At 55.2% G+C, this 21,700-nt stretch carries 17 protein-coding genes and 2 pseudogenes; 18 read left to right on the forward strand and 1 reads right to left on the reverse strand.

The genetic code is table 11. The annotated features are described in order from the left end of the window. The 16 genes and pseudogenes from UC14_RS19390 to menE form a co-directional block, all read left to right on the forward strand. Positions 1-2,229 (forward strand): annotated as a pseudogene (locus tag UC14_RS19390) (molybdopterin-dependent oxidoreductase); the annotation flags it as partial. Next, positions 2,226-3,203, forward strand: a complete 978-nt coding sequence (gene nuoH / locus UC14_RS19395; RefSeq protein ID WP_013574595.1) for an NADH-quinone oxidoreductase subunit NuoH — start codon at positions 2,226-2,228, stop codon at positions 3,201-3,203. The pseudogene UC14_RS19390 and the gene nuoH, both read left to right, overlap by 4 nt. A gap of 14 nt (positions 3,204-3,217) precedes the next feature. Beyond that, complete coding sequence (nuoI, locus tag UC14_RS19400) at positions 3,218-3,760, forward strand: NADH-quinone oxidoreductase subunit NuoI (protein WP_013574596.1); 543 nt, start codon at positions 3,218-3,220, stop codon at positions 3,758-3,760. 12 nt (positions 3,761-3,772) lie between these two features. Beyond that, positions 3,773-4,333, forward strand: a complete 561-nt coding sequence (nuoJ, locus tag UC14_RS19405; RefSeq protein ID WP_013574597.1) for an NADH-quinone oxidoreductase subunit J — start codon at positions 3,773-3,775, stop codon at positions 4,331-4,333. Next, the gene (gene nuoK / locus UC14_RS19410; protein WP_004936014.1) at positions 4,330-4,632 is read left to right on the forward strand and encodes an NADH-quinone oxidoreductase subunit NuoK; all 303 of its coding nucleotides are present in this window, start codon (positions 4,330-4,332) and stop codon (positions 4,630-4,632) included. The genes nuoJ and nuoK overlap by 4 nt, the downstream gene beginning before the upstream one ends. Beyond that, positions 4,629-6,476, forward strand: coding sequence for an NADH-quinone oxidoreductase subunit L (gene nuoL / locus UC14_RS19415; RefSeq protein WP_112198241.1), 1,848 nt, complete (start codon positions 4,629-4,631; stop codon positions 6,474-6,476). The genes nuoK and nuoL overlap by 4 nt, the downstream gene beginning before the upstream one ends. A 97-nt stretch (positions 6,477-6,573) precedes the next feature. Then, positions 6,574-8,103 carry an NADH-quinone oxidoreductase subunit M gene (gene nuoM / locus UC14_RS19420; protein ID WP_112151208.1) on the forward strand — a complete coding sequence of 510 codons (1,530 nt, stop codon included), beginning with the start codon at positions 6,574-6,576 and terminating at the stop codon, positions 8,101-8,103. A 6-nt stretch (positions 8,104-8,109) separates the two neighbouring features. Beyond that, a pseudogene (gene nuoN / locus UC14_RS19425) lies at positions 8,110-9,569 on the forward strand (NADH-quinone oxidoreductase subunit NuoN). A gap of 203 nt (positions 9,570-9,772) precedes the next feature. Further along, positions 9,773-10,288, forward strand: a complete 516-nt coding sequence (locus tag UC14_RS19430; RefSeq protein ID WP_112151207.1) for a DUF1097 domain-containing protein — start codon at positions 9,773-9,775, stop codon at positions 10,286-10,288. 112 nt (positions 10,289-10,400) lie between these two features. Beyond that, positions 10,401-10,709, forward strand: a complete 309-nt coding sequence (gene elaB, locus UC14_RS19435) for a stress response protein ElaB (protein WP_013574602.1) — start codon at positions 10,401-10,403, stop codon at positions 10,707-10,709. 235 nt (positions 10,710-10,944) lie between these two features. Then, positions 10,945-12,282: an isochorismate synthase MenF gene (gene menF, locus UC14_RS19440; protein ID WP_037036193.1), complete on the forward strand. Its 1,338-nt coding sequence runs from the start codon at positions 10,945-10,947 to the stop codon at positions 12,280-12,282. 23 nt (positions 12,283-12,305) lie between these two features. Then, complete coding sequence (gene menD / locus UC14_RS19445) at positions 12,306-13,979, forward strand: 2-succinyl-5-enolpyruvyl-6-hydroxy-3-cyclohexene-1-carboxylic-acid synthase (RefSeq protein WP_112198242.1); 1,674 nt, start codon at positions 12,306-12,308, stop codon at positions 13,977-13,979. Further along, complete coding sequence (menH, locus tag UC14_RS19450; RefSeq protein WP_013574605.1) at positions 13,976-14,773, forward strand: 2-succinyl-6-hydroxy-2,4-cyclohexadiene-1-carboxylate synthase; 798 nt, start codon at positions 13,976-13,978, stop codon at positions 14,771-14,773. Before menD ends, menH begins: the two co-directional genes overlap by 4 nt. Next, positions 14,760-15,617 carry a 1,4-dihydroxy-2-naphthoyl-CoA synthase gene (menB, locus tag UC14_RS19455; RefSeq protein ID WP_013574606.1) on the forward strand — a complete coding sequence of 286 codons (858 nt, stop codon included), beginning with the start codon at positions 14,760-14,762 and terminating at the stop codon, positions 15,615-15,617. The genes menH and menB overlap by 14 nt, the downstream gene beginning before the upstream one ends. After that, positions 15,617-16,618, forward strand: coding sequence for an o-succinylbenzoate synthase (gene menC, locus UC14_RS19460; RefSeq protein WP_013574607.1), 1,002 nt, complete (start codon positions 15,617-15,619; stop codon positions 16,616-16,618). Before menB ends, menC begins: the two co-directional genes overlap by 1 nt. Beyond that, positions 16,615-17,976 (forward strand): o-succinylbenzoate--CoA ligase, encoded by a 1,362-nt coding sequence (gene menE / locus UC14_RS19465; protein ID WP_198670093.1) that lies wholly within the window; start codon positions 16,615-16,617, stop codon positions 17,974-17,976. The genes menC and menE overlap by 4 nt, the downstream gene beginning before the upstream one ends. 67 nt (positions 17,977-18,043) lie before the next feature. On the opposite strand, the gene UC14_RS19470 is transcribed toward menE, so the two are convergent. Continuing rightward, positions 18,044-19,477, reverse strand: a complete 1,434-nt coding sequence (locus UC14_RS19470; protein WP_198670092.1) for a catalase — start codon at positions 19,475-19,477, stop codon at positions 18,044-18,046. 302 nt (positions 19,478-19,779) lie between these two features. Here UC14_RS19470 and UC14_RS19475 point away from each other — a divergent pair, with 302 nt between their 5' ends. Next, positions 19,780-20,325: a YfaZ family outer membrane protein gene (locus tag UC14_RS19475; RefSeq protein ID WP_013574610.1), complete on the forward strand. Its 546-nt coding sequence runs from the start codon at positions 19,780-19,782 to the stop codon at positions 20,323-20,325. A 127-nt stretch (positions 20,326-20,452) separates the two neighbouring features. Further along, a complete protein-coding gene (locus UC14_RS19480; RefSeq protein WP_112198244.1) occupies positions 20,453-21,658 on the forward strand; it encodes a nicotinamide mononucleotide deamidase-related protein YfaY in 1,206 nt (401 codons plus the stop codon). The last annotated feature ends 42 nt before the right edge of the window (positions 21,659-21,700 follow it).

Here is a 21,700-nt window from a genome sequence, read left to right on the forward strand (position 1 = left end):
CCGACCTGGGGTGTTTATGGTGCCCACGACAACGTCTATTTCGGCCGTCCGGAAGATGGTCCGCTGGCAAAGTGAGTTCTCCGGTAACCTGGTCGAAGTGTGTCCGACCGGGCGTATTCACCGATAAAACGCACTCTGAACGTTATAACCGTAAATGGGACATGCAGTTTGCGCCAAGCATCTGTCAGCAATGTTCTGTTGGTTGTAACACCAGGCCCGGGTGAGCGTTACGGCGAATTGCGTCGTATCGAAAACCGTTATAACGGTACCGTAAACCATTACTTCCTGTGCGACCGCGGTCGTTTCGGTTATGGCTACGTGAACCTGAAAGATCGTCCGAAGAAACCATTGCAGCTGCGTGGTAACGACTGGATCGAACTTAACGCTGAACAGGCGATGCAGGGCGCGGCAGATATTATTCGTCAGGCGAAGAAAACTATCGGTATCGGTTCTCCGCGCGCCAGCCTTGAAAGCAACTTTGCTTTGCGTGAACTGGTCGGCGCCGAAAACTTCTACACCGGTATCAACGCGGCAGAGCAGGGCCGTCTGCAACTGATGCTGAACATTCTGCGCAACAGCGGTGTTCACACACCGGCGCTGCGTGAAATCGAAGAGTACGATGCGGTTCTGGTGCTGGGTGAAGACTTAACCCAGACCGGCGCGCGTATCGCACTGTCTGTGCGTCAGGCCGTTAAAGGCAAAGCCCGCGCGATGGCGGCGGCACAGCGTGTTGCCGACTGGCAGATCGCGGCAGTCCAGAATATCGGTCAGCATGCCAAACATCCGTTGTTTATCACCAACGTGGATAACACCAAACTCGACGACATCGCGGCTTACAATTACCGTGCACCGGTCGATGAGCAGGCTCGTTTCGGCTTTGCTATCGCCCATGCGCTGGATAATTCTGCGCCCGCGGTCAGCGATCTGGCTGATGGCCTGAACAAGAAAATCGACGTGATCGTGCAGGCACTGACCGGTGCGCGCAAGCCGCTGATCATTACCGGCACCAGCGCCGGTTCTGATGCCATTATCGAAGCGGCCGCCAATATCGCCAAAGCGCTGAAAGTAGCAGGCAGCGATGTCGGCATTACGTTCGTGGCCTCTGCGGCCAACAGCATCGGTCTTTCGATGATTGGCGGCGGTTCGCTGGATGAAGCGCTTGAGTTGCTAACCCGTGGTGATGCTGACAGCGCCATCGTGATGGAAAATGACCTTTACCGTCAGGCTCCGGAAGCCAAAGTGGATGCGGCATTAGCCAAGGTGCAGAATCTGCTGGTTGTTGACCATCAGCGTACGCGCATTATGGATAGAGCCAGCCTGATCCTGCCTGCAGCAAGTTTTGCCGAAAGCGACGGTACGCTGGTGAATCAGGAAGGTCGCGCACAGCGCTTCTTCCAGGTTTACGACCCGGCTTACTACGACACAACGGTTGCCATGCTGGAAAGCTGGCGCTGGATGCACTCGCTGCATTCCACCATCAACAGCCGTCATGTTGACTGGACTCAGTTGGATCACGTGATCGAAGCCTGTGTTGAAGCACTGCCACAGCTGAAGGGCATGGTAGAAGCTGCGCCAAACGCCAGCTTCCGTATTCGTGGTCAGAAACTGGCTCGTTCTCCGGCACGTTCAAGTGGTCGTACTGCCATGCGCGCGAACATCAGCGTGCATGAACCGCGTCAGCCACAAGATAAAGACACCATGTTTGCCTTCTCGATGGAAGGGAACAACAGCCCGACAGCTAACCGCAATCAGGTGCCATTCGCCTGGGCGCCGGGCTGGAACTCACCGCAAGCCTGGAACAAATTCCAGAGCGAAGTTGGCGGCAGTTTGCGCCACGGTGATCCGGGTGTGCGTCTGATTGAAGCCGGTGAGGGGACTCTCGATTACTTCACCACTATTCCGGCTGCCTTTACTGCACAGCGCGATAACTGGCGTGTCGCGCCTTACTATCACCTGTTCGGCAGCGAAGAAATGACACAGCGCTCGAAGGTTATCCAGCAACGTATGCCAGAAGCCTACGTGATGGTTAACCCGGCAGATGCCGCGCAGTTAGGGGTGAACGCAGGTTCTCAGGTGGAATTCATCTGTGCCGGTCAGACCCTCAGATTGCCGGTTCGTCTGAGCGAAACATTGAGTCAGGGCCAGGTTGGCCTGCCGCTGGGCTTACCGGGTATTCCTCCGGTGCTGGTTGGCGCAACGGTTGAAAATCTGCGGGAGGCAGCACAATGAGCTGGTTTACACCTGTAGTCATCGATTCGTTGATCGCCATTCTGAAAGCGGTGGTGATCCTGCTGGTTGTGGTGACCTGCGGGGCCTTCATGAGCTTCGGCGAGCGCCGTTTGCTGGGCCTGTTCCAGAACCGTTACGGGCCAAACCGTGTCGGCTGGGGCGGTTCCCTGCAACTGGTCGCTGACATGATCAAGATGTTCTTTAAGGAAGACTGGGTACCTAAATTCACCGACAAAGCCATCTTTACGCTGGCACCGATGATTGCGTTTACGTCCCTGCTGATTTCCTTTGCGATTGTTCCAGTCAGCCCGACCTGGTTCGCCGCCGATCTGAACATCGGTATTTTGTTCTTCCTGATGATGGCCGGTCTGACCGTCTATGCGGTGTTGTTCGCTGGCTGGTCCAGTAACAACAAATACTCGCTGTTGGGGGCGATGCGTGCATCCGCTCAGACGCTGAGCTACGAAGTATTCCTCGGTTTATCGCTGATGGGTGTTGTGGCGCAGGCGGGTTCTTTCAATCTGCAAGATATTGTCAATTCTCAGGCGCATGTGTGGAACATCATTCCGCAGTTCTTTGGCTTCGTGACCTTTGCGATTGCCGGCGTTGCTGTTTGCCACCGTCACCCGTTTGACCAGCCGGAAGCCGAGCAGGAACTGGCCGATGGTTACCACATTGAATATTCCGGTATGAAATTCGGTCTGTTCTTCGTGGGGGAATACATCGGTATCGTGACGGTCTCTGCGCTGATCGTCACCTTGTTCTTCGGTGGCTGGCAGGGGCCGTTCCTGCCGCCGTTTATCTGGTTTGCGTTGAAAACTGCTTTCTTCATGGTGATGTTCATTTTGATCCGTGCTGCTTTGCCGCGTCCCCGCTACGACCAGGTGATGTCATTTGGCTGGAAAGTTTGCCTGCCACTGACATTACTTAATCTGCTGGCGACCGCTGCGGTCATTTTGTACAACGCGCAATAAGGGGTGATGTAACCATGACATTGAAAGACATAGTGGTCGGGTTCGGTACCCAGGTTCGCAGCTTGTGGATGATAGGCATGCACGCCTTCGCCAAGCGCGAAACCCAGATGTACCCTGAAGTTCCGGTCAATCCACCTCCGCGTTACCGTGGCCGTATCGTGCTGACGCGCGATCCGGATGGTGAAGAGCGCTGCGTTGCTTGTAACCTATGTGCAGTAGCTTGTCCGGTAGGCTGTATTTCTCTGCAAAAAGCAGAAATGAAAGATGGCCGCTGGTATCCGGAATTCTTCCGCATCAACTTCTCACGCTGCATTTTCTGCGGTCTGTGTGAAGAAGCTTGCCCGACAACAGCCATTCAGCTGACGCCGGACTTTGAGCTGGGCGAATTTAAACGCCAGGATCTGGTGTATGAAAAAGAAGATCTGTTGATTTCGGGGCCGGGTAAATATCCGGAATACAATTTCTACCGGATGGCCGGTATGGCGATTGACGGCAAGTCGAAAGGCGAAGCTGAAAACGAAGCCAAACCGATCAACGTCAAAGGTCTGATGCCTTAAGGAGCCGCAAGCATGGAATTTGCATTTTATATTGCAGCCCTGGTGGCCGTGTTGGCGACATTGCGTGTGATCACGCATACCAACCCGGTACACGCACTGCTGTATTTGATCGTCTCTTTACTGGCGATCGCTGCGGTCTTCTTCTCGCTCGGTGCGTATTTCGCCGGTGCCCTGGAGATCATCGTATACGCCGGCGCCATTATGGTGCTGTTTGTGTTCGTGGTGATGATGCTCAACCTTGGCAACGTCCAGGAGCAGGAACGCGCATGGCTCAAACCTGCCACCTGGATCGGGCCTTCGGTTCTGTCTGTCATCCTGCTGGTGGTGATGATCATGTCAATCCTCGGGTTACACGATCACGGCATCAAAGGTGACATGGTTGATGCGAAAGCCGTCGGTATCGCACTGTTCGGACCTTACGTTCTGGCGGTTGAACTGGCATCAATGTTGCTGCTGGCCGGTCTGGTCGTGGCATTCCATATTGGTCGTGAGCACAAACCCGGTGAAGTCTTTGGTGACGCACCGGTGACGACCGAAATGGCAACAAAAAGAAAAACGGAGGAGAGAGCATGATCCCTCTACAACATGGTCTTATTCTGGCCGCGATCCTCTTTGTGTTGGGGCTTACCGGGCTGCTGGTTCGTCGTAACCTGTTGTTTATGCTGATCAGCCTCGAAGTGATGATCAACGCGGCAGCGCTGGCGTTCATCGTGGCGGGAAGCTACTGGGGTCAGGCGGACGGTCAGGTGATGTATATTCTGGCTATCAGCCTGGCTGCGGCGGAGGCCAGTATTGGTCTGGCGTTGTTGCTGCAACTGTATCGCCGTCGCCACACTCTCAATATTGATACTGTCAGTGAGATGCGCGGATGAACTTACTCTATTTAACAATTCTGTTCCCACTGATTGGCTTCCTGTTACTGGCCTTTTCACGCGGTCGCTGGTCTGAAAATACCTCCGCTACCATTGGTGTCGGGTCGATTGGTCTGGCAGCGCTGACCACTATTTATGTGGGTATCAATTTCCTCAGCCAGAAAGCGGCGGGTGTTGAAGTCTTTAACCAGCATTTGTGGAACTGGATGCAGGTCGGGGATTTCAATATTCCCGTCACACTCACGCTCGACGGTTTGTCGATGACCATGTTGTCTGTGGTCACCGGTGTCGGTTTCTTCATCCACATGTTCGCTTCCTGGTACATGCGCGGTGAAGAAGGCTATTCACGCTTCTTCGCGTACACCAACCTGTTTATCGCCAGCATGGTGATTCTGGTACTGGCAGACAACCTGTTGCTGATGTACCTCGGTTGGGAAGGTGTGGGCCTGTGCAGTTACCTGTTGATCGGTTTCTACTACACCCATCCGGCGAACGGTGCGGCTGCGATGAAAGCGTTCATCGTGACCCGTGTTGGTGATGTGTTCCTGGCTTTCGCGCTGTTCATCTTGTACCGCGAGCTGGGTACGCTGAACTTCCGTGAACTGATGATCCTGGCACCGCAGAAACTGGCAGTAGGCGATACGGCGATCACCTGGGCGACCCTGATGTTACTGGGTGGCGCAGTGGGTAAATCCGCACAGCTTCCGCTTCAGACCTGGCTGGCAGACGCCATGGCCGGTCCGACGCCGGTTTCTGCGCTAATCCACGCCGCGACCATGGTGACTGCCGGTGTTTATCTGATTGCCCGCACGCACGGCCTGTTCCTGATGGCACCGGAAATTCTGCATCTGGTGGGTATTATTGGTGCGGTTACGCTGGTTCTGGCAGGTTTCGCTGCGCTGGTGCAAACCGACATCAAACGTGTTCTCGCGTACTCGACCATGAGCCAGATTGGTTACATGTTCCTGGCGCTGGGCGTTCAGGCGTGGGATGCCGCTATCTTCCACCTGATGACGCATGCGTTCTTCAAAGCACTGTTGTTCCTTTCTTCCGGTTCGGTCATTTTGGCCTGCCACCACGAGCAGAACATCTTCAAAATGGGTGGATTACGTAAATCCATTCCTCTTGTCTATCTCTGCTTCCTGGTCGGTGGCGCGGCGCTGTCCGCCTTGCCAATCATCACTGCGGGCTTCTTCAGTAAAGACGAAATCCTCGCTGGTGCGCTGGCTAACGGCCACCTGAATCTGATGGTTGCCGGTCTGGTCGGTGCGTTTATGACCTCGCTGTACACCTTCCGCATGATCTTCATCGTCTTCCACGGCGAAGAAAAAATTAAAGCCCATGCGGGTAAAGGCATCACTCACCACCTGCCGCTGCTGGTGTTACTGGTTCTGTCCACCTTCATTGGCGCAATGATTGTTCCGCCACTGAAAGGCGTACTGCCGGATACCACTGAGCTGGCGCACGGCAGCGTGCTGACGCTGGAAATCACATCAGGCGTGATTGCAATTGCTGGCATTCTGCTGGCGGCAGCCCTGTATCTGGGTAAACGCTCGCTGGTCAACAGCATTGCGAAAAGCGCACCGGGACGTTTCTTCACGACCTGGTGGTTCCATGCCTGGGGCTTCGACTGGCTGTACAACATGATTTTCGTCAAACCTTATCTGCTGGTTGCGAAACTCCTGCAACGTGATCCGCTGAACTCAATGATGAATCTGCCTGCGCTGTTTTCCCGTCTGGGTAACCGTGGTCTGACTCTCAGCGAAAACGGTCAGGTACGTTGGTACGTCGCGTCAATGGGGCTCGGTGCAGTCGTTGTTCTGACGCTGCTGCTGGTGATTTAAGCCTGCATTACAGGTGTAGTTATCAATGCTGGCCTGTTCCCGTAACGGGCCGGCAAGTGAAATAGCCTTCGGGCATAAAAGAAGGGAACGACACGCCATGCTATTACCTTGGCTAATATTTATCCCCTTTATCGGCGGGCTGCTGTGCTGGCAGACTGAGCGCTTTGGGAGCAAAGTACCGCGCTGGATCGCGTTGATTGCGATGGGGCTGACGCTGGCTCTTTCCGTGCAATTGTGGTTGCAGGGAGGATATTCATTAACGACGCCTGCGGGTATTCCACAGTGGCAATCCGAGTTTTCATTGCCATGGATCCCACGTTTTGGCATCAGCTTCCATCTGGCACTGGACGGTTTGTCCCTGCTGATGGTGGTGCTGACCGGTCTGCTGGGTGTTCTGGCGATCCTCTGTTCCTGGCGTGAAATCCAGAAGTATCAGGGATTCTTCCATCTGAACTTGCTGTGGATCCTCGGCGGTGTCATCGGTGTGTTCCTTGCCATCGACATGTTCCTGTTCTTCTTCTTCTGGGAAATGATGCTGGTGCCGATGTACTTCCTGATTGCCTTGTGGGGTCACAAAGCGTCAGACGGTAAAACGCGTATCAGCGCAGCAACCAAATTCTTCATCTATACACAGTCCAGCGGACTGGTGATGTTGATTGCTATCCTCGGCCTGGTGTTTGTGCACTACAATGCCACCGGCGTATGGACATTCAACTATGCCGACCTGCTGAAAACGCCAATGTCGCACGGTGTTGAATATCTGCTGATGCTTGGCTTCTTCATCGCCTTTGCGGTGAAAATGCCGGTTGTGCCATTGCATGGCTGGTTGCCGGATGCACACAGTCAGGCACCGACCGCAGGTTCCGTTGACTTAGCCGGTATCTTGCTGAAAACCGCGGCCTACGGGATGTTGCGTTTCTGTCTGCCTCTGTTCCCGGAAGCGTCTCACCAGTTCGCACCGATTGCCATGTGGCTGGGTGTCATTGGTATCTTCTACGGTGCGTGGATGGCGTTCTGCCAGACCGATATTAAACGTCTGATTGCGTACACCTCCGTTTCGCACATGGGCTTCGTACTGATTGCCATCTACACCGGCAGCCAGCTGGCGTACCAGGGCGCGGTTATCCAGATGATTGCACACGGTCTTTCCGCAGCCGGTATGTTCATCATCTGTGGTCAGCTATACGAACGTCTGCATACCCGTGATATGCGCCAGATGGGCGGATTGTGGGGCCGGATTAAATACCTGCCAGCGTTGTCGCTGTTCTTCGCCGTCGCTACTTTGGGGATGCCGGGTACAGGTAATTTCGTCGGTGAAATCCAGATCCTGTTCGGCAGCTTCCCGGTTGTGCCGGTGATCACTGTCATCTCGACATTCGGTCTGGTGTTTGCCTCTGTGTATTCTCTGGCGATGATGCAGCGCGCTTACTACGGCAAAGCAAAATCTGACGAACCGCTGCCGGGCATGACCTCACGCGAACTGTCGATTATCCTGTTGCTGGTGGTATTGCTGGTGGCGCTGGGCTTCTACCCGCAGCCAATTCTGGATACATCAAGTGCAGCGATGACTAACATTCAGCACTGGTACGGGTCATCAGTTTCCACTATTTCAACGACAAGGCCGTAACTCGCCATGACATTTACACTTCAAAATCTGATCGCACTATTACCGCTGATGATCGTCGGATTGACGGTGGTGGTGGTGATGCTGTCCATTGCGTGGCGACGCGACCATTTTCTTAATGCCACACTGACAGTCATCGGGCTGAACGTTGCCTTACTTTCCCTTTACTACGTCGGCAGGTCGGCCCGCAGGACGTCACACCGCTGCTGCGCGTTGACGGCTACTCGATGTTCTACATCGGGCTGGTGCTGCTGGCGAGTCTGGCCACCAGCACGTTTGCTTACCCTTGGCTGGCCGGTTATCCGGACAACCGCGAAGAGTTCTATCTGTTAGTTCTCATTGCGGCGATGGGCGGTATTCTGCTGGCATGCTCTAACCATCTGGCGTCAATGTTCCTCGGGATCGAACTGATTTCTCTGCCATTGTTCGGCCTGATTGGTTACGCCTACCGCCAGAAACGCTCGCTGGAAGCTGCCATCAAATACATGCTGCTGTCGGCTGCCGCATCATCCTTCCTGCTGTTCGGTATGGCGCTGCTGTACGCACAGTCCGGTGATTTGTCCTTTGCGTCACTGGGCAAAAACCTGGGCGACGGCGTGATGCTGCACCAGCCGCTGCTGATGGCCGGTCTGGGCATGATGATTGTGGGGCTGGGCTTCAAGCTGTCGCTGGTTCCGTTCCACCTGTGGACGCCAGATGTGTATCAGGGCGCACCTGCACCGGTCTCGACTTTCCTGGCAACCGCCAGCAAGATCGCGATCTTTGCTGTGGTGATGCGTTTGTTCCTGTATGCGCCGGTAGCTGACAGCGAATCCATCCGCATCGTGCTGGGCATTATTGCCTTCTGTTCGATTCTGGTGGGTAACCTGATGGCCATCAGTCAGAGCAACATCAAACGTCTGCTCGGTTATTCCTCCATCGCGCACCTGGGTTATCTGCTGGTGGCACTGATTGCGGTACAAACGCACCAGTTGTCGATGGAAACCGTGGGCGTATATCTGGCGGGTTATCTGTTCAGTAGCCTCGGCGCCTTCGGTGTGGTCAGCCTGATGTCCAGCCCGTACAAAGGACCGGATGCTGAATCACTGTTCTCTTATCGTGGTCTGTTCTGGCATAAGCCAATTCTGTCTGCGGTGATGACTGTGATGATGCTGTCACTGGCCGGTATTCCGATGACGCTCGGCTTTATCGGTAAGTTCTACGTGATTGCGACCGGTGTGACCGCGCATCTGTGGTGGCTGACCGGTGCTGTGGTTGTCGGTTCTGCGATTGGTCTTTACTACTACCTGCGCGTAACGGTGAGCCTGTATCTGAGTGCGCCTGAAACGCTGGTACGTGATACGCCAAACAACTGGGCGCTCACGGCGGGTGGGGTAGTCGTACTGATTTCCGCGATTCTGGTGCTGCTGCTGGGTATCTTCCCGCAACCGTTGATTTCGCTGGTACAGATGGCGCAACCGCTGCTCTGATAAAGTCTGCAAACGCAGTCTGAAAGCTGACGAAGCCGCTCACATGAGCGGCTTTTTTAATCGTATGGTTGTTTTGTGTGATATGAATCACATTTATATGTACGTTCAATAAATTATTACATTGGTTTTGTGATCTCTCCCATTCCATTATTCCTGCCAATGCGTACACTGCGCGCTTGTTCAGATTCGTACAGGTTCACACCATGAATGTTTTAGTGATGATCGCCATTACCACCGGTATCCTCTCCGGCATATGGGGCTGGGTTGCGATTAGCTTTGGCCTGATAAGCTGGGCGGGTTTTCTTGGATGCACGGCATATTTTGCGTGTCCGCAGGGCGGATTACGCGGATTGCTGATCAGCACGCTGACCTGTCTCAGCGGTGTATTCTGGGCTGTCGTGATCATCGCGGGAAGCGCAATGCGTCCGGAATGGAGCATTCTTGGTTATCTGCTGACCGGCATCGTCGCATTCCTGATGTGTATTCAGGCGCGTCAGCAGTGGCTGGCCTTTGTACCGGGTACCTTTATTGGTGCCTGCGCGACCTTCGCCGCACAAGGTGACTGGCGTCAGGTGGTGGTATCTTTGCTGGTCGGGCTGGTATTCGGTTATGCAATGAAAAACAGCGGATTATGGCTGGCAAAACAGCGTGAAAAGCAGCAAAGCGACGCCAGGAAAGGGGCGGTTTTCACTGAAACGAAAGGGTCAGAAGGTTCTTAATTCCTCGGTTTTTCTGCAGTTTAGGGCGGATCCTTCAGGCAATTACTCCTGATATACGCTAGGGTTAAAAGCAGTCTATGCTTTTACACGAACACATCATAAGGAGATAACCATGGCTGACCAATTTGAGACACAGCAAAATTCGCTGGACGACGATTTACGCATGCTGACTGAAACGCTGGAAGAAGTACTGAAGTCCTCTGGTGACAAAGCGGATGAGAAGTACATTCAGGTCAAAGCACGCGCAGAAAATGCGCTGAAAGACATCAAATCACGTATTGACCCGGCTGCACGCTCTTACTGCAAGAAAGCCCGCCTGGTAGCGGAAAGAACTGACGACTATGTGCATGAAAACCCATGGCATGGTGTGGGTGTCGGTGCTGCCGTAGGTCTGGTTGTCGGCCTGCTTCTGCGTCGTTAATCTGACTGAACAGGGGCAGCGTGGGCTGCTCCTGTTTTGTTTCTCCCGGTTTGCTTACTCCTTTCTCCCTGCCTATACTCCTTCTTAGCTAATGGCACTCACTTCAGCTTGATCTGTCGCATATTTTCATTTTTCGTATCGCCGCATAATTCATCCGTAATTGATCCAACCCGTTTTTTGATCCAGAAGGGTATTTCTGCCCGTCACTAAACATCCGGTATGGCCTGAGGTAGCGGTGAAACAAATATCAGCAATCATTGAGCAGCTTGATACGACGCTGGCAGGCGAATGGCCTGATGCAGCGGGGATCCGGCAGTTCAGTTATTCCCTGCAAAAACAGCCTGACACCGGCCTGCTGGAATGGTTGTCTGCGCAACCCTGCTACCCGAAATTCTACTGGCAACATCGTGATGGCAATGAAGAAGCCGCTGTTTGTGGTGATGCCTACTCATTTTGCGATACCGCCCGGGCACAGGCGTTCATCCGCGAGCACCAGGATGAACCCGATTTGCATATCTGGGGGTTGAATGCGTTTAACGGGGCTGACGGGGCTGCAATAGCTGCCAACGCACTGTTTCTTCCGCGCATCGAACTTTGCCGTCAGGGAAACAGTTACTGGCTGCGGTGTACCGTTTTCAGCCCACATTCTTTACGCGATGAGGCACGCCGCACCCGCTTATTTTTACGTTCACTGGTCGTCAGCCGCGCCTTACCGTCGATCGCTTCCCGTGTATTGCAACATCATCATTTACCGGACGAGCCTCAGTGGAAACAGTTGATAGACCGCGCGCTGTCGGGTATTGAGCAGCATCAGTTCGACAAAGTGGTGCTGGCGCGAAAAACCACCTTAACGCTCAGCCAGCCGCTGAATGCCTGCGCATTTCTTGCCGCCAGCCGCGACGTTAATCATCACTGTTACCATTTCATGCTGGCTTTTACCCCGCAACAGGCGTTTCTGGGCTCCAGCCCGGAACGTTTATTCTTGCGTGATCACACCGAACTCTATACCGAAGCGCTGGCGGGAACCGTGGCCAATCATCCCGATGACCGGGAAGCACGGGCGCTGGGGGACTGGCTGCTCAGCGATGGCAAAAACCAACGCGAAAATTTACTGGTCGTCGACGATATCTGCCAGCGCTTACAGGGCGGGGCGCATTCGCTGGATGTGACGCCAGCGGAGATTTTACGTCTGCGCAAGGTGCAGCATTTACGCCGCAATATTCACGGTGAGCTGACCGACCCCGATGACGCTGCTTGCCTGCAACGTCTGCAACCGACCGCAGCAGTGGCCGGATTACCCCGTCAGGCCGCGCGTGAATTTATCGCCGAATTTGAGCCTTTTGACCGCGAGTGGTATGCCGGTTCCGCCGGGTATCTCAGTGCTGAACAAAGTGAATTTACCGTCGCGTTACGTTCGGCGACGGTGAAAGGACATCATCTTGAACTCTACGCAGGCGCGGGGATTGTCGCCGGTTCTGACGCTGCACAGGAATGGCAGGAAATCGAAAACAAAGCCGCTGGTTTACGCACTTTGTTGGAAGAGCATTATACGCCTGCCGTTCAGGCCGGATAACCCCTTGCCGGAGTGAATTGAACATGTCTGTTGCCGTCTTTAACCGCCGCTGGGCGACGCTTATCCTCGAAGCGTTAACCCGACATCAGGTGCAGCATGTGTGCATTGCGCCCGGTTCCCGCTCTACACCGCTAACCCTTGCCGCCGCCGCGCATCCGCACCTTATCTGCCACACCCATTTTGATGAACGCGGCCTTGGCCATCTGGCTCTCGGGCTGGCAAAAGCCAGCGGGCAGCGGGTGGCGATCATCGTCACCTCCGGCACGGCGGTGGCAAATTTATATCCGGCGCTGATCGAAGCCGGGCTGACCGGCGAAAAGCTGGTGTTGCTCACGGCTGATCGTCCGCCGGAACTCATCGATTGCGGTGCGAATCAGGCTATCCGCCAGACCGGCATGTTTGCCAGTCACCCCGTCGGGACGCTGGATTTACCGCGTCCGACGCCTGAAATCAGTGCGCGCTGGCTGGTTTCTGCGCTGGATAATACGCTGGCGCAGCAGACGCACGGTGCCGTGCACATTAACTGTCCGTTCGCCGAACCGTTGTATGGCGAGGACAACGGCGAGCATCAGGACTGGTTGCTGGCGCTGGGCGACTGGTGGCAGGGCCATGAACCGTGGCTGAATTATTCTCAGGTTTTGCCTGCAATCGCGCAGCCGGACTGGTTTTCCTGGCGGCAAAAGCGCGGCGTCATTATCGCTGGCCGTCTTTCTGCCTGCGAAAGTGAACAGGTGGCACAGTGGGCGGCGCAACTGGGCTGGCCGTTGATCAGTGATGTGCAGGCATCAACCGGCAATCCGCTTCCCTGCGCAGATTTGTGGCTGGCATCGCCGCAGGCGCAGGCGATACTGGCGCACGTCCAGTTGGTTATCCAGTTCGGTGGCGGTCTGACCGGTAAGCGCCTGCTGCAATGGCAGGCGACCTGTCAACCCGATGAATACTGGCTGGTTGACCCGCTGTCAGGCCGTCAGGATCCGGCGCAGCATCGCGGTCGTCGTCTACAAGCCCGCGTCAGTGAATGGTTACAGTCTCACCCGGCACAGCCTCAGCCTGACTGGGCAGAAGCCCTTGAGCATTGCTCGCAGCGGGCGTTACATGCGGTTGAAACCCGTCTCGACGGTGTATTTGGCGAGGCCGCCGCAGCGTGGCAGCTTCCGGCTTTATTACCTGAGCACGGCCAGTTATTTCTTGGCAACAGTCTGATTGTTCGTCTGGTGGATGCCTTTGCCCAACTCCCCGCCGGTTATCCTGTTTTCGCCAATCGCGGGGCAAGCGGTATTGACGGGCTGCTGTCCACCGCCGCAGGTGTGCAGCGCGCGACCTGCAAACCGACGCTGGTGCTGCTGGGTGATATCTCTGCACTTTATGATTTAAACGCGCTGGCGCTGATGCGTCAGTGTTCCGCGCCGACGGTGATTATTGTGGTGAATAACAATGGTGGACAAATTTTCTCGTTGTTGCCAACGCCCGAAGCCGAGCGGCAGCGTTTTTACTGCATGCCGCAGAACGTCAGCTTCAGCCATGCGGCAGCGATGTTTGGTCTGGATTATGCCTGTCCGGCATCGATGTCTGAGCTTCATCATGCCGTCAGACAATGCTGGCAGCATGGTGGCGTGAAACTGATCGAGTTGAAAGTCAGTGAGACAGAAGGGGCAGAATGCCTGCGTTCGCTGGTGAAGGAGATGAGCGCATCATGACGCTGGCCTGTCACACACTCAACCCAGAGGTTAAAGATCGTCCGTGGCTGGTGTTTCTCCACGGCCTGCTGGGCAGTGCAGATGACTGGCAACCCTTACTTCCTGCGCTTGAAGGCTGGCCTTGTCTGTTTGTGGATTTACCGGGACATGGTCGTTCCGCGTCGCTGACAGCTGCCGGATTTGCGGATGTCAGCCAGCTGTTAACCGATACCCTGCACGAAAATAACGTCACTGCGTACTGGCTGATCGGCTACTCGCTGGGGGGGCGCATCAGTCTGTATCACGCCTGTCAGGGTGATCGCAGCGGATTGCAGGGGCTGCTGGTGGAAGGCGCACATCCGGGGCTGACCTGTCAGGCTGAACGCGCACAACGCCGCCATCATGATCAGCAATGGGCGGCTCGCTTTTTGCAAGTACCGTGGAAACAGGCGCTGGAAAGCTGGTATCGCCAGCCGGTGTTTTCCAGCCTGACCGATGCGCAACGCCAGCAAATGATCGTGCTGCGTGAGAACAACAACCCGCACACTGTCTCTGCCATGCTGGCGGCCACGTCGCTTTCGGTACAGCCTGATTTACGCGCACAATTGCTGCGGCTTTCCCTGCCGGTTGTGTGGTTGTGTGGCAGTCAGGACGCCAAGTTTATTCATCTTGCGCAGCAATCCGGTTTCGGGCTACGCACTGTCGCTAATGCCGGGCATAACGCCCACCGTGATAACCCGGCGGAGTTTGCCCGTCAGGCGCTGGCATTTATTACTTCACCTGTCTTAAAGGAAGTTGAACATGATTTATCCTGATGAAAAAGAACTGTACGCGCCAGTCGAATGGCGTGATTGTACCGGCGAGTTTGAAGATATTCGTTACCACAAATCTACCGACGGCATCGCTAAAATCACCATCAACCGTCCGCAGGTTCGCAATGCATTTCGTCCGCTGACCGTCAAAGAAATGATCCGCGCACTCGACGATGCCCGTAACGACGAAGGCATCGGCGTGATCGTGCTGACCGGTGAAGGCGAAAAAGCCTTCTGTGCGGGCGGCGATCAGAAAGTGCGTGGCGATTACGGTGGTTATCAGGATGCCAGCGGTGTGCATCATCTCAACGTGCTGGATTTCCAGCGCCAGATCCGCACCTGTCCGAAACCAGTCGTGGCGATGGTTGCTGGTTATTCCATTGGCGGCGGCCATGTTCTGCATATGATGTGTGACCTGACCATTGCGGCAGATAACGCCATCTTCGGGCAGACCGGCCCGAAAGTTGGTTCTTTCGACGGCGGCTGGGGCGCATCCTATATGGCGCGTATCGTCGGTCAGAAAAAGGCCCGTGAAATCTGGTTCCTGTGCCGTCAGTACGATGCTAAAGCGGCGCTGGATATGGGGCTGGTCAACACCGTAGTTCCTCTGGCCGATCTGGAAAAAGAAACGGTGCGCTGGTGTCGTGAAATGCTGGAAAACAGTCCGATGGCACTGCGTTGCCTGAAAGCCGCACTGAACGCCGATTGCGACGGTCAGGCAGGGCTTCAGGAACTGGCAGGGAACGCCACAATGTTGTTCTACATGACCGATGAAGGTCAGGAAGGTCGCAACGCGTTTAATGAAAAACGCCAGCCGGACTTCAGCAAATTTAAGCGTAATCCATAATGCGTCGCGCCACGGTGTATCGGTACAGCGTGCCGATGGAGGCTGGGGTGGTGCTGCGCAATCAGCGCCTGAAAACCCGCGACGGTTTTTTGGTGTCACTGTGGCAGGACGAAGCAACGGGTTGGGGCGAAGTTGCGCCGCTGCCCGGTTTTAGTGTGGAAGATGTGTCTCAGGCGCAGGATGCCGTTCAGCATGGCCTGAGCCAGTGGGTGCAGGGGGCCTCGCTGGCTGCCGTTGCCTCTGCGTTCAGTGCTTTACCTTCGGTGGCTTTCGGGCTGAGTTGTGCGGACGCCGAATTACGCGGCGAATTGCCCGAAGTGCTGAGCACGCGCTGTGCGCCGTTGTGTCATGGCGATCCGAATGAGCTTTATGCGCGTCTGGGTGCGCTGCCGGGCGATTTTCGCGGCAGGAAAGTGGCTAAGGTGAAAGTGGGATTGTACGAATCCGTCGGCGATGGTCTGAATGTCAGTATGTTGCTGGAAGCCTTGCCGGAACTGCATTTGCGCCTTGATGCCAACCGCAGCTGGACGCCGGTCAAAGCCGAAGGGTTTGCCCGTCATGTGGCGCCCGAACTGCGTTCACGCATCGCGTTTATCGAAGAACCGTGCCTGACCCGCGAGCAGTCCCGCGATTTCGCCCGTCTGACCGGTATTGCGATCGCCTGGGATGAAAGCGTGCGCGAAACCGGTTTTACCGTGAAGGCCGAACCCGGGCTGGCGGCGATCATCATCAAACCCACGCTGACCGGCAGTCTGATGCGTTGCCGTCAGCTGATCGCGCAGGCGCATGCCGCAGGGCTGGAAGCTGTGATCAGTTCCTCCATCGAGTCGAGTCTCGGGCTGACACAACTGGCGCGCATTGCCCAATGGCTGACGCCGGACGCCATTCCGGGGCTGGATACGCTGGATCTCATGCGGACGCAGTTGATCCGTCGCTGGCCGGGCTCTGAATTACCGCTAACGGATGTGTCTGATCTGGAGATTGTGTGGCAGAGCAAATGATCAACGACTGGCCATGGCGCGAAAGGGCAAACCTTTCACCTTTTGCCGTAGCGCTGAAAGCGGGAGATATCACCTGGTGCTGGCGTGATTTACAGCACCGCATCGACACGCTGGCAGCCGGTTTTATTGCGCAGGGTGTGGGCGAGGGTGCGGGTGTGGTTTTGCGCAGTAAAAACACCCTTGATGCCGTACTCAGCTATCTGGCGTTATTACAAACCGGCGCGCGCCTGTTACCGCTTAATCCGCAACTGCCTTGGGCATTATGTGATGAACTGCTTTCGCAACTCGATATCGCTTTCGTACTGGATCTGGCGGAGCCGGAACTGCCGCTGAATATTCCCGCACTGACCATGCAGAATGCCTGTTGGCTCAGTTCTGCCGGATGGCAACCGCAGCGTATTGCCACGCTGACGCTGACATCGGGTTCCAGCGGTTTACCGAAAGCTGCAGCACATACGGTTGCCGCCCATCTCGCCAGTGCGGCGGGTGTGCTGAACCTGATCCCTTTCACCCGTAACGATAGCTGGTTACTTTCTCTGCCACTGTTTCATGTTTCCGGGCAAGGCATCGTCTGGCGCTGGCTGCTGGCCGGCGCTACGCTGATGCTGTCCGAAGAGCAACCGCTCGATGCAGCGCTGGCAGAATGCAGCCACGCTTCGCTGGTACCGACGCAACTCTGGCGTCTGCTGCAAGGCACGTCGGTGCCTGAAAAGCTGACAGACGTTTTGCTTGGTGGGGCGCAAATTCCTCTGGCGCTGACTGAACAGGCAGAAAGAGCAGGAATACGCTGCTGGTGCGGATATGGGCTGACGGAAACTGCGTCCACTGTGACGGCGAAACGAGCCGATGGCAGCGCCGGTGTCGGTCAGGTATTGGCGGGGAAGGAAGTCAAAATCGTTGATCAGGAGATCCTGATCCGCACCGACAGTATGGCCAGTGGTTACTGGAAAAACGGTCAGCTATCACCGGTGACTGATGCGCAAGGGTGGTTGCATACCCGCGACCGTGGCACGTGGATTGACGATGAACTGCAGGTGGCCGGGCGGATGGATAATTTGTTTTTCAGCGGCGGAGAAGGGATCCAACCTGAAGATATCGAGAAAGTACTGGTCAGCCACCCGCAGGTTTCGCAGGCATTTGTGGTTCCGGTGGAAGATGAGCAATTTGGTCAGCGACCGGTCGCCGTGCTCGAAGCACAAGCCGGGCTGGTGTATGAGGAACTCAATCGCTGGCTGAGCGATAAGATACCGCGTTTCCAGTTGCCGGTGGCCTATCATCCGCTGCCCGGGGCTTTGTCGCAGGGGGGGATTAAAATCTCGCGGGCGAGCGTCCGGCAATGGGTAGAAATGCTTTCGTAAAACAATAGCCCGGAATAAACAATAAAGGCCGCATAATGCGGCCTTTATGATTTCTGATGGTAAAAAGTCAGTCTTTCAGTGCTTTCTCAACCCCTGCGCCATAAGCCGGATCGACTTTATAGAACAGTGCCAGTTGGCGTGCCTGTGTTTCCGGCGAAGCATGTTTCAGCTCACCGGCAATGCGTGCAAACATACGCTGATGTTCAGCCTCAGACAGCAGGTTGAATAGCAAACGTGGCTGAGTGAAGTAATCATCATCTTCCCGGTGATTCCAGTGGTCTGCCGCGCCTTCAGTGCTCAGTGGCGGTTCGCTGAAATCGGGCTGTTGCTGGAACAAGCCCGCGCTGTTGGGTTCGTAAGTCACGCCGTTGCCGCTGTTACCGTCCACACGCATTGCGCCGTCACGGTGATAATTATGGAACGGGCATTTTGGCGCGTTGATCGGGATCTGATGATGATTTACGCCCAGACGGTAACGGTGCGCATCGCCGTAAGAGAACAGACGCCCCTGCAGCATACGGTCAGGTGAGAAACCGATGCCAGGTACTACATTGGCCGGGCTCATGGCGACTTGTTCTACTTCGGCAAAGTAGTTTTCCGGATTGCGGTTCAGTTCGAATTCACCCACTTCAATCAGCGGATAATCGCTGTGCAGCCAGACTTTGGTCAGGTCAAACGGGTTGTACGGCAGTTTTGCAGCGTCCGCTTCCGGCATGATTTGCACAAACAGTTTCCAGCGCGGGAAATCGCCGCGTTCAATCGCTTCATACAAATCACGCTGCGAACTCTCGCGGTCGGTGCCCACCAGTTTTTCGGCTTCATCGTCCATCAGGTTTTCAATACCCTGCTGGCAGCGGAAGTGGAATTTCACCCAGAAGCGTTCATTTTCAGTATTGATAAAGCTGAAGGTATGGCTGCCGAAACCGTGGATATGACGGTAAGACGTTGGCAGGCCACGGTCGCTGACATCAATGGTCAGCTGATGCAGGGCTTCCGGAAGATGAGAGAAGAAGTCCCATTTGTATGCCGGATTACGCAGGTTAGTGCGCGGGTCACGTTTGACGACGTGGTTCAGATCCGGGAATTTCAGCGGGTCACGCAGATAAAACACCGGCGTATTATTGCCGACTAAATCCCAGTTTCCTTCTTCGGTGTAGAACTTCATCGAGAAACCGCGAATATCACGTTCGGCATCCGCTGCACCGCGTTCACCGGCAACCGTCGAGAAACGGATAAACATGTCAGTTTGTTTGCCGATTGCGGAGAAGATCTTCGCGCGGGTGAAAGCGGTAATATCGTGCGTCACGGTGAAAGTACCATAAGCGCCGGAGCCTTTAGCGTGCATACGACGCTCCGGGATCACTTCGCGGTCGAAATGCGCTAATTTCTCAAGAAACCAGACATCCTGCAAAAGCAACGGGCCACGGCGGCCAGCGGTAATCACGTTGTTATTATCGACGACTGGCGCGCCAGCGCCGGTGGTTAAACCTTTCTTGGTCATAAAAATTCCTTCCGGTAATTGCGTGTGTATGTAAGTAAAAACGTTGGGGGGGTCCTTTAACCTCACTTAAGTCAAATTAACTCTACCGATTAGAAATAAACCCTATATTGATCAGAGGCAAATAGGTGGGAGTTATCATTTCGATGGGAAACGTTCATTTCATCAATGAAAACGATGTTTCTTACAATTTTCACAACCCCGGTGAATGCATTCACGTTCCAAAAAGTTGTTACGACTGAGTGAATTGCTTTAGACTTCCCTTGGAAGATTTATTGTCGTTTGACTGTTATTTAGGATAAATAATGAAAAAGTTACTTGTCGCTGGTGCCGCTGCCAGTCTGATGTTTGTCGCGGCATCTGCCAGCGCAATCAGTGTCAATGGTGAAGTCGGTGAGCATTACACGCATCTGGGTGTGGGCTTCGGCACCACATCTCCGGGTCTGGCATTGAGCGGTGATTACACCCATAACGATGACGACGGTGATGTGGCAGGCTTGGGTTTGGGATACAACATTCCGTTGGGTCCGTTCATCGCGACCGTCGGCGGTAAGGGCCTGTACACCAATCCTAAAGACGGTGACGAAGGGTACGCTGCGGCCGTCGGCGGTGGTCTGCAACTGCCAATCGCGAAAATGTTCACCCTGTACGGCGACTATTATTATTCCCCGGATTCCCTGTCCAGCGGCATTGCTAACTATGAAGAAGCGAACGCAGGTATTCGTCTGACGGCCATCCCGTTGGTTACCGTGAGCGTGGGTTACCGCTACATGGCGATGGATGGCAAAGATGGCAACCGCGATAACGTGGTGGCAGACGGTGCTTATTTAGGTGGCGCTGTTAATTTCTGATTTTGTCTGAAGCAAAATCTGAAGGCTCGCATTCGTGCGGGCCTTTTTGTTTTCTGGCGAACGGAGATTGTTTTTCTGTCCCAGCCTTTCTACAGTGGAGTAACAAAAAAGACAGAAGGAGAACGGGATGCTTAGGGTTGAGATGCTGAGTACGGGTGATGAAGTGCTGCACGGCCAGATTGTGGATACCAATTCGGCATGGCTGGCGAATTATCTGTTTGAGCAAGGTTTACCGATGACCAGTCGTGAAACCGTGGGCGACAGTCTGGACGCGCTGGTGGCTGTTCTCAAAGAACGCAGCCACATCGCTGATGTGCTTATCGTGAACGGCGGCCTGGGGCCAACGACCGATGATTTAAGTGCGCTGGCGGCGGCTAAAGCCTGTGATGTGGAACTGGTGGAAGATGCTGGCTGGATTGAAACCATGCAGGCGTTCTTCAATGAACGTGGCCGTCCGATGGCCGAATCCAACCGCAAACAGGCACAAATCCCGGCCAATGCCGAGCTGCTGGATAATCCGGTGGGCACCGCCTGCGGCTTCAGCGTGAAGCTCAACCGCTGTCAGATTTTCTTCACGCCCGGTGTACCGTCCGAATTTAAAGTGATGGTGGAACAACAAATCGTTCCACGTCTGCACAAACAATTTCCGGCGCTGGAAGCCCCGTTATGTTTACGTCTGACCACGTTCGGACGTGGCGAAAGTGACCTTGCCACCGAGTTGGATCAACTTGAGCTGCCGGAAGGCGTGGTGATGGGTTACCGTTCGTCATCGCCGATTATCGAGCTGAAAGTCACCGGCCCGCGCTCTCAGGAGGCTGCAATGCACAAAGCGTTTGAACGCGTGCGTGAAGTCGCAGGGGAGAGCACGATTTTTGAAGGGCTGGGTAGCCTGCCGGATCGTCTGGCAGAACGCCTGCTGGCGCAGGATTTACGTCTGGCGGTCAGCGAAAGTTTCACCGGCGGCCTGCTGAACTGGCGTCTGCAAAGCGCCGGGGTTCCGCTGGTCAACGGCGAGTTATTGCCCCAGGGTGACGAAGCCTCACCAGAGAAATCCCTCGAATGCTTACTGGCGCGTGCGCAGACGTTGGCCGAAACCACCGGCGCACAACTGGCGCTGGCTGTGGGCGCGCTGTCAGGTGCAGAATTAAGTCTGGCACTGCATACCCCAACCGGCACCAGCGGCCTGACAATCCGCTATACCGCCACGCGTCACGGACTGGCATTACGTCAGGAGACCATGGCGATGGTGGCGATGGATATGCTGCGGCGTTACCTGAACGGGTGGGAGCCGGTGGCGGATTACCCGTGGTTGGATCGGGTTGAGAAGGTTTAGCTTTAGCTCCCTCCCCTGCGAAGGGGAGGGCTGGGGTGGGGT

Origin of the sequence: Rahnella sp. NRRL B-41462 (assembly GCF_003263525.1) — a bacterium.
Lineage (GTDB): Bacteria > Pseudomonadota > Gammaproteobacteria > Enterobacterales > Enterobacteriaceae > Rahnella > Rahnella aceris.